Genomic DNA, 7,322 nt, shown 5'->3' with positions numbered 1-7,322 from the left:
GGCTTGAAGAAGAAGCCCGTTACAAGCTCTGGTAGCAGTGGTGGGAGTGTATCATTTGGCTTGCTAGGTATGTTGATGTTGTTTTCTGGCTTTAGAGCGTTTAATCGCTTTAGAAAATAGCTTTACGTTAAACACCCTGTTTTTGAGTAAGTCGACGCTTTAACAAGCGACAGCGTCGACTTAGTTATTTCGGTGTACTATCGATTCAAACTTGCTGATAAGCCTGCTTATTGATTTTCGCCTTCCTGCTATACCTTTCGATAATTTCATCCATTTGCTTTATTGCATCGTTGATATTTTGAATACCACCTTGTACAACACCTTTCTCGCTTTGGTTCAATGCAGAAAAAGCCTGTTTTAATTCTTTATCTTCTAGCATATTTCCGTGTAACAGCACTTCTTTGTAAGTCAGTAATCTCTGCTGTACCGCAATAATTTCATTACGGGTATCTTCTGATTCTAAAGCCTGTTGTATGCAAGGAAATGCCAATTTATAGAGATTCGCAATTTCCAATTTCACGCTATCATTATTCGCAATTTGCAATTTTTCTTATTTCCTAGCTCTGATAATTCAAACTTATCTACCCGCGAGTTAACGCCGTTGTAAGTGTGAAAGTCCATGAAACGTAACGTTTTTATCGGCCGAATAATATGCCTTTAATCGCTTATGTAAACTGTTCTAAGTCAATATGGTCTGCTTCTTGCTGAAATTAGGTCATAACTGTCTATTCTGGAGGTGCTTATGTCACAAGAACCTATAGTCATTGCGCTGATTGAGCGTAGGAAGCTAGGCAATTGGTCTCAAGAAAAATTAGCGGCTAGCGCAGGAATGAGCTTGAAAACCTATCAACGAATTGAGCGCGGAGAGGCTGATATCAAAATGTCTCAGTATCGTTCGATCACGAGAACTTTGAAAGTGACGGACTTGGATGTCGTACTCGACGTTGTAGGATCGTCTGAAGCAGCAGCGGAAGATGTAGCTGCTGCTAGTCGTTTGTTAACCAGTGAAGAGCGAATGCTGTTGATTAAACTGATTTTGTCGGTCAAAAAACAGAAGTAGCGTTTTGTTCCAATAGATATTTTCTAATCAATAGTGTTTTAAATACGTAGCCTCAAACAACCAGTCTTCGAATAAATTGTCTACGAATAAATAATGTCAGGTATCGTCTTTTGTCCAGCTAGTTAGAGCTAAAATGATTGTTTCATGGTGAGGTGCTCACTACGGACATGAAACAATTAGTCTACTCTTCCGCGAAGTTGTTTGGTGGTGCTTCTTTGCTTTTTACTTTCTAAACGTCTTTTTTGAGAGCCGCGTGTTGGCTTGGTTGCTCGTCTCACTTTTTGAACTTTTGTTGCTTCTAAGATCAGCTCTTTCAAACGTACCAAAGCATCGTCTCGGTTTTGCTCCTGAGTTCTGTACTGTTGAGCTTTAATGATAATCACACCATCTTTAGTGATACGACCATCTTTATGTGCAAGGAGTTTTTCTTTATAGAAATCGGGTAGGGTTGAGTGCTTGATGTCAAAACGTAAATGTATCGCACTCGATACTTTATTGACGTTTTGACCTCCGGCTCCTTGAGCTCTGATCGCGGTTAGCTGGAGTTCCCAGTCTTGAATTGAAACAGAGTTAGATATTTGTAACATAAACATCCATTTTGAACAGTAATATGGGGTCATGATACTGAATATTGGGTATGGTATCAGTAACTTTCTTAAAGAGTGATAGTAGTGATGAAAATTGATTTAACGGCATATGAAGGATTAATCTTTGATATGGACGGTACGTTGATCGATACAATGCCAGCACATGTAAAAGCATGGCAGCAAACGGCGGAAGAGTTCGGCTTTTATTTCGAAGCGTCTTGGCTGCATAGCTTAGGTGGAATGCCGAGTTATAAGATCGCGGGTGAGGTAAATAGTAAGTACGGTTTATCGCTCGACCCACAAGCGGTTTCTACGTTTAAAATGGCTTCGTTTGCAGCTATTGAAGACAAAGGAGATATTATCCCTTGTACGTATTCTCTTTTGATAGACCATCTCGGTGACAAGAAGATAGCTGTTGGAACGGGCAGTCAACGCAAGAGCGCAGAACAACTGTTAGATAAAACGGATATCTTGAGTAAGTTGGATATCTTAGTGACAGCGACAGATGTGAAGAATCACAAACCAAACCCTGATACTTTCTTAGCTGCTTGTTTGGGTATGGGTTTGCAGCCAAAGCAGTGTGTTGTGTTTGAAGATACTCACCTTGGTAAGCAGGCAGCCCATGCTGCGAATATGGATTGCATTCTGGTAGTCGAAGGGAATAAGCTTGAGTTCTACCCCGCACCGAATTGATGGTTAAGTGAACGACTCTAGAGTGAAATGAACAAGTTAGCGGGGCGGTGGTGCGACTCAGGCTTCTGCTATGCAATTTCGCTCATTTCGCTATCAAGGAACAAACATACACTGTTTCTACCTACTGCTTTTGCTTCGTACAGTGCTAAATCAGCGCACTTATAATTGAGTGCTGGTTCACTTGTTAGGTTGGTTATTCCGCCACTTATTGTAACGACGTTGTCGAACTCGATACTGATCGCGATTCTCAGCCTATTAAGCACATAGTCGGCTTCTTTTGGTGTCGTGTGAGGCAAGATAACCCCAAACTCTTCTCCACCAATACGAGCCACGAAGTCGGTATCTCGACATTCACGTTGCAGTACCTGTGCTACGATTTGAATCGCTTTATCGCCATAATCATGTCCAAACCTATCGTTAATGCGTTTGAAATGGTCAATATCCAATATGGCTAAGCAAGACTGCTCGCGAGTAGGGTAACGACTAACGCGAGAACACTCGTCACGAAGCTCCAGGTCGAACTTTCGTCTATTCCAACAGCCAGATAGTGCATCTTTTTCGCTAAGGTTTCTCAGTTTATTCTCGAGCTCTTTGCGTTTGCTGATATCAACAAATGATGCAACATAAAATTGAATCACATCTTTTGAGTCTTTGATGGTTTGTATTCGAAGAATTTCCGTGATGAAGGTGCCATCCTTTCGTCGGTTCACCACTTCGCCTTCCCACATCCCTGTCTCTTTAATAACGCTCCACATTTTAATGTAGAACTCTTCATTATAGCGGCCAGCGTTAAACAATGAAGGCTGTTTACCTTTTACATCTTCTAACTCGTAGCCACTGACACGGGTGAACTCTTGGTTTACTTTTATGATTCGGTTATTTTTGTCTGTGATTAATAGGGCAGACATACCATTCATTGCTGCTTTGGCGAGTTGGCTTTCGATACTGTTCTTTTTATGATTTCTGTTCCACAGTACGAAACCTGCAGAAATCATTGAAATCAATATCGAGAGTATGATTATCTGAACGACTATGGCGTGATTTTCTTGTTGAAACTGAGTGTTAAATTGATGTTCTTCAATATGAAGAACCATATAGATTGGTCCTTCAAACTGCTTAATTTTAGGGCTGATGTCAGAGTGAAAATACCAGTTTTTACCATCAAAATAGCTGGATGAGGTACCGCTTTGAATATTCTGCCACAGGCCTGGGGCTAGTTTTGCATACGTCTTGTCTGAACGTGATTCAACCATATGCCCAAATGAATCCTCAGGGTCGGGCCCCATGATGACATGACCCGATTTGTTAAGAATGACCGGAACTGTCGCTGATGTACCTATCTGGTAATGTAAGCGATCATAGATCTCGCGCATATTTAGGTTAGCAATGAAATAGCCAATAATGTGCTCCCCTACAGTGACAGGCGTCATAATGCGAAGTGTCGGCGAAAAGGGGCGAATTAACTCTCCATTTTCGGCCTCAAGATCAATGCCTTTAGCGCTTACCTCTCCGATCGATAATTCTTGTAGCACTTTGTAGTAATCGCGAGAGGATTTGTTCTGTAACTTGTGGTCTGCGACGATAGTTGCTTGACCATCCTTGTAGTTGACGCGGAAGACTTCGTTGGCGTCTAGATCTAGGAAACGTAGTTGAGAGTAGTACCGTTGCCCGTTTACTAATACTACCCAGAGATCTTGAAGTGCCTGTTTGTTAGCAATCGAAGGTTCAGCAACTGCACGGAGTAGGGTCTGTGAAGCGGCAATAGAGGGAACCGCGTTTGATATTTGCTCAACAATAATCGCGAGTTGATGAAAGCTGTATTCGATTTGGTTTTGATTCGACTGTTTGATGTTCAGCGCATGCTGAGCTTCAACCCGTTCAAATTCAGAGTTTATATAGAGAGCAGGGACTAATCCTAGGACAAACAGGGTACATAGAAATTGGCTGATTAGTTTTTTTATACTCGTATTCATCACTGTCCTCGAAAAATCAGCGCAATACTATATATTTTGTAGGTCTATTAATGTGATCTTGACCCAAAACTTATAATCAGGCGTGCATATAATTTTGGTTTCAATGAAATTTATTGCATTTGGGGTGTTAATTAAGCAATTAGGTATCAGAAAGTAGACCTGTCCGTAAATATAATGGGGAGCATAGTACGGACAGGCTATTCTAGATAAAGCGGATTTTTAGCCTATGTCTTGTCGTAATTAACTTAAACCAACGATGTTTCCTTTGCTATCAATGTCCAACGACATAAAAGCCGGTTTATCAGGTAGGCCTGGCATGGTCATTACATTGCCGCACAGCGCGTAAATAAAGCCAGCACCAGCACACAGTTTTAGCTCCCTAACGGGTACGTCAAACTGAGATGGTGCACCTTTTACGTGTGCTTCTGTCGAGATCGATAGTGGTGTTTTTGCTAAACAAACCGATAGGTCGTTATAGCCATGCAGTTTGAATTCGGCCAGTTGTTTTTTAGCCAGTGGAGATAGCGAGATACTTGCTGCGCCATAGCCAACTTCAGCGACGGCCATCAGCTTTTCTTCTAGGCTTTGCTTTGAGTGATACAAAGGCTTAAATTCACTCTGTTTTTGGCAAGCTTTTACTACGGCGTGAGCCAATTTAGTCGCCCCTTCGCCACCCTGACCAAATGCTTCGCTTACTTCAACGCTAACGCTTGGGTCGAAGTCGGTGATCATCTGTTTCAAAGCATCGAGCTCTTGAGCTGAGTCTTGTGGAAATCGATTGATCGCAACAACTGTAGGCACTTGGTATTGCTTAACGTTGTTGATGTGCCATTTAAGGTTCTCAAGCCCTGCAATGAGCGCGTCTTGGTCATCATTAAAGATTGAATCTGGTAGCGGAGTTCCCGGTCTCAAATCGTATAAACCTGAGTTGGCTTTTAGACCTCGTAATGTTGCGACAATAACAGCACAATCTGGCTTTTTGTTCGATGCTTTCACTTTGATGTTGCACGCTTTCTCAAAGCCCATATCTGAGCCGAAACCGCCTTCAGTCACAACAAAATCACTCAGCTTTAACGCAATCTTATCGGCAATAATAGAAGAGTTACCGTGTGCGATGTTAGCGAAAGGCCCTGCGTGAATTAGGGTAGGAATCCCTTCAAGGGTTTGCATCAATGTTGGCTCTATGGAGTCTTTCATTGTGACGGTCATAGCACCTGCTACGTTGAAGTCATCTGCGGTTAATGGCAAGCCTTGGTTGTTGTATGCGAGTACCACTCGCCCGATGCGCTTTCTTAAATCTTGAAGGTCATCAGTTAGAGCAAGAATAGCCATCAGCTCTGAAGCGGCTGAGATGTCAAAGCCGTCCTCGCGCTCAAAGCCATTAATTGTTTTGCCTGCTTCGTTCTTGCCAACCGTGATCATACGCAGTGCGCGGTCATTGTGGTCAAGTACACGTCGCCATACTATTCTGCGTGGGTCGATATCCAGAGCTTTTAAGCCTGAGCGAGCCTCAAAGGCTTCTAACCCTTCACGTTGCTCATGATACAAACGAGCGTCAATAGCGGCAGAGGCGAGGTTATGAGCGACTGTTACGGCATGAATGTCGCCAGTCAGGTGAAGGTTCAATTGCTCCATTGGGGCAACTTGTGAATAGCCACCGCCAGCTGCACCACCTTTTACACCAAATACCGGGCCCATTGAAGGTTGGCGAATGCAGGCTATAGCGGATTGGTTAATCTTTGCTAGGCCTTGCGCTAATCCGATAGTGGTGACGGTTTTGCCCTCACCAAGAGGCGTCGGTGTGATGGCCGTAACCACGACTAATTTACCATCTTGTTGGCTAGCGAGGCGTTCAAGTGATGTGAGAGACACTTTAGATTTGTATTGCCCTAATGGCTGATGTTCGTTGTGGTGCAGGCCAGCTTGCTTGGCAACCTCACTGATGTTTTTAAGGGGAGTAGAGCGACAAATATCAATATCAGACAGCATATTTGATCCTTATATCAGAACCGAAAGGTGGTACGTAAACGTTTGCGTGGCGATAGTACTGTATAAATTTGCCAAGTAAAGGCAAACCACATCAATTATGTGCTGGAAGATAACAGATCTAAAGAGTCATTGCGCGAGATCAAATCTTAAACGAGCAAAATATTCGATCTGATTACCTTCAGTTACGGCTATATTGGTGTTGAATACAAAAAGGGCTGCATATAGCAGCCCTTCAAGGAATGGGTAATCTAGCTTGGCGTTAACCTCTAAGAGTTAACTACTTAATGTGGTCGATTAACGATCCCAGTATGTTTCTTCTAAGCTATCTTCGCGTTCAGGTAGTGCACGAGAAAGGCGAGGAGAGTGCTGAGTCAACACTTCATAGCTTACACGGTTTGCGTACTTACAAATTTGAGACAGAGAAGAATACGTTAGACACGAGTGCTCGTGCTTTTCTGAGTTTGGAACATTCACGTGGTGGTAGCTGTTTGCTGCCATGTCGTGTAGAAGTGCAGAAAGTGCACCATCACCAGCACCATTGGTGTTTTTAATCTCGCGCGGGCCACCAAGATAAGGGCCAATGTGAGAGTATACTTTTACCGGGTCTTGACAGTCTTGCTTACGCATAGCACGGCTGAACTCGAATTTATTGAACTCAGGGATGTTACCCGGTAACAATGGCAGAGTGGTTTCGCGTTTCGCAGGCTCGTCGGTGTAGCCAGCCATGTATAAACCGATAGGGCCAGCAGTACAGAGAACGAGGTCAACCCATTCAAGTGCTTTGTTAGCAGCTAGAAGCGGATCTTTTTCACCCGTTAACGCCTCACCTTCGTCTTCGTTCATCGCGACGATGGTTACGTTTTCTTTCAGATATTCTTGCCACCATTCCGCATTACCTTCGATCACGTACTTAGTACCAAGTGTTAGTACAACTGGCACATTGTGCGCTTTCGCGTATTCAATCGCTTTTTGTACCGCTTTTGGCATCGGATCTTCAGGTTTGCCGCGCATTAGGTATGA

Annotated in this window: 7 protein-coding genes; 2 read left to right on the top strand and 5 right to left on the bottom strand. The window is 43.3% G+C overall.

The window, feature by feature from the left end:
- Positions 1–205: 205 nt before the first annotated feature.
- A complete protein-coding gene (locus AB4653_RS07510; protein ID WP_102257712.1) occupies positions 206–544 on the bottom strand; it encodes a hypothetical protein in 339 nt (112 codons plus the stop codon).
- 198 nt (positions 545–742) lie between these two features.
- Here AB4653_RS07510 and AB4653_RS07505 point away from each other — a divergent pair, with 198 nt between their 5' ends.
- On the top strand, positions 743–1,060 hold the full coding sequence (locus tag AB4653_RS07505; RefSeq protein WP_102257713.1) for a helix-turn-helix domain-containing protein: 318 nt from the start codon (positions 743–745) through the stop codon (positions 1,058–1,060).
- Positions 1,061–1,236: 176 nt separating this feature from the next.
- On the opposite strand, the gene arfB is transcribed toward AB4653_RS07505, so the two are convergent.
- Positions 1,237–1,647 (bottom strand): alternative ribosome rescue aminoacyl-tRNA hydrolase ArfB, encoded by a 411-nt coding sequence (arfB, locus tag AB4653_RS07500; RefSeq protein WP_012600691.1) that lies wholly within the window; start codon positions 1,645–1,647, stop codon positions 1,237–1,239.
- Between the two features lie 87 nt (positions 1,648–1,734).
- On the opposite strand from arfB, the gene AB4653_RS07495 reads away from it, so the two are divergent.
- Positions 1,735–2,340 (top strand): beta-phosphoglucomutase family hydrolase, encoded by a 606-nt coding sequence (locus tag AB4653_RS07495; protein WP_102257714.1) that lies wholly within the window; start codon positions 1,735–1,737, stop codon positions 2,338–2,340.
- Positions 2,341–2,408: 68 nt separating this feature from the next.
- On the opposite strand, the gene AB4653_RS07490 is transcribed toward AB4653_RS07495, so the two are convergent.
- The 3 genes from AB4653_RS07490 to AB4653_RS07480 all read right to left on the bottom strand — a co-directional run.
- Entirely contained in the window at positions 2,409–4,313 is a 1,905-nt protein-coding gene (locus tag AB4653_RS07490; RefSeq protein ID WP_102257715.1) for a diguanylate cyclase, read from the bottom strand.
- Between the two features lie 240 nt (positions 4,314–4,553).
- Positions 4,554–6,302 (bottom strand): formate--tetrahydrofolate ligase, encoded by a 1,749-nt coding sequence (locus tag AB4653_RS07485; RefSeq protein WP_102257716.1) that lies wholly within the window; start codon positions 6,300–6,302, stop codon positions 4,554–4,556.
- Positions 6,303–6,596: 294 nt separating this feature from the next.
- The coding region (locus tag AB4653_RS07480) for an inosine/guanosine kinase (RefSeq protein ID WP_372103721.1) at positions 6,597–7,322 on the bottom strand (726 nt) is incomplete at its 5' end.

The sequence above is a fragment of the Vibrio sp. 10N.222.48.A3 genome (assembly GCF_041475345.1).
In the GTDB taxonomy this organism is placed as follows: Bacteria; Pseudomonadota; Gammaproteobacteria; order Enterobacterales; family Vibrionaceae; genus Vibrio; species Vibrio tasmaniensis_A.
This window is presented reverse-complemented; position numbering and strand designations above follow the sequence as displayed.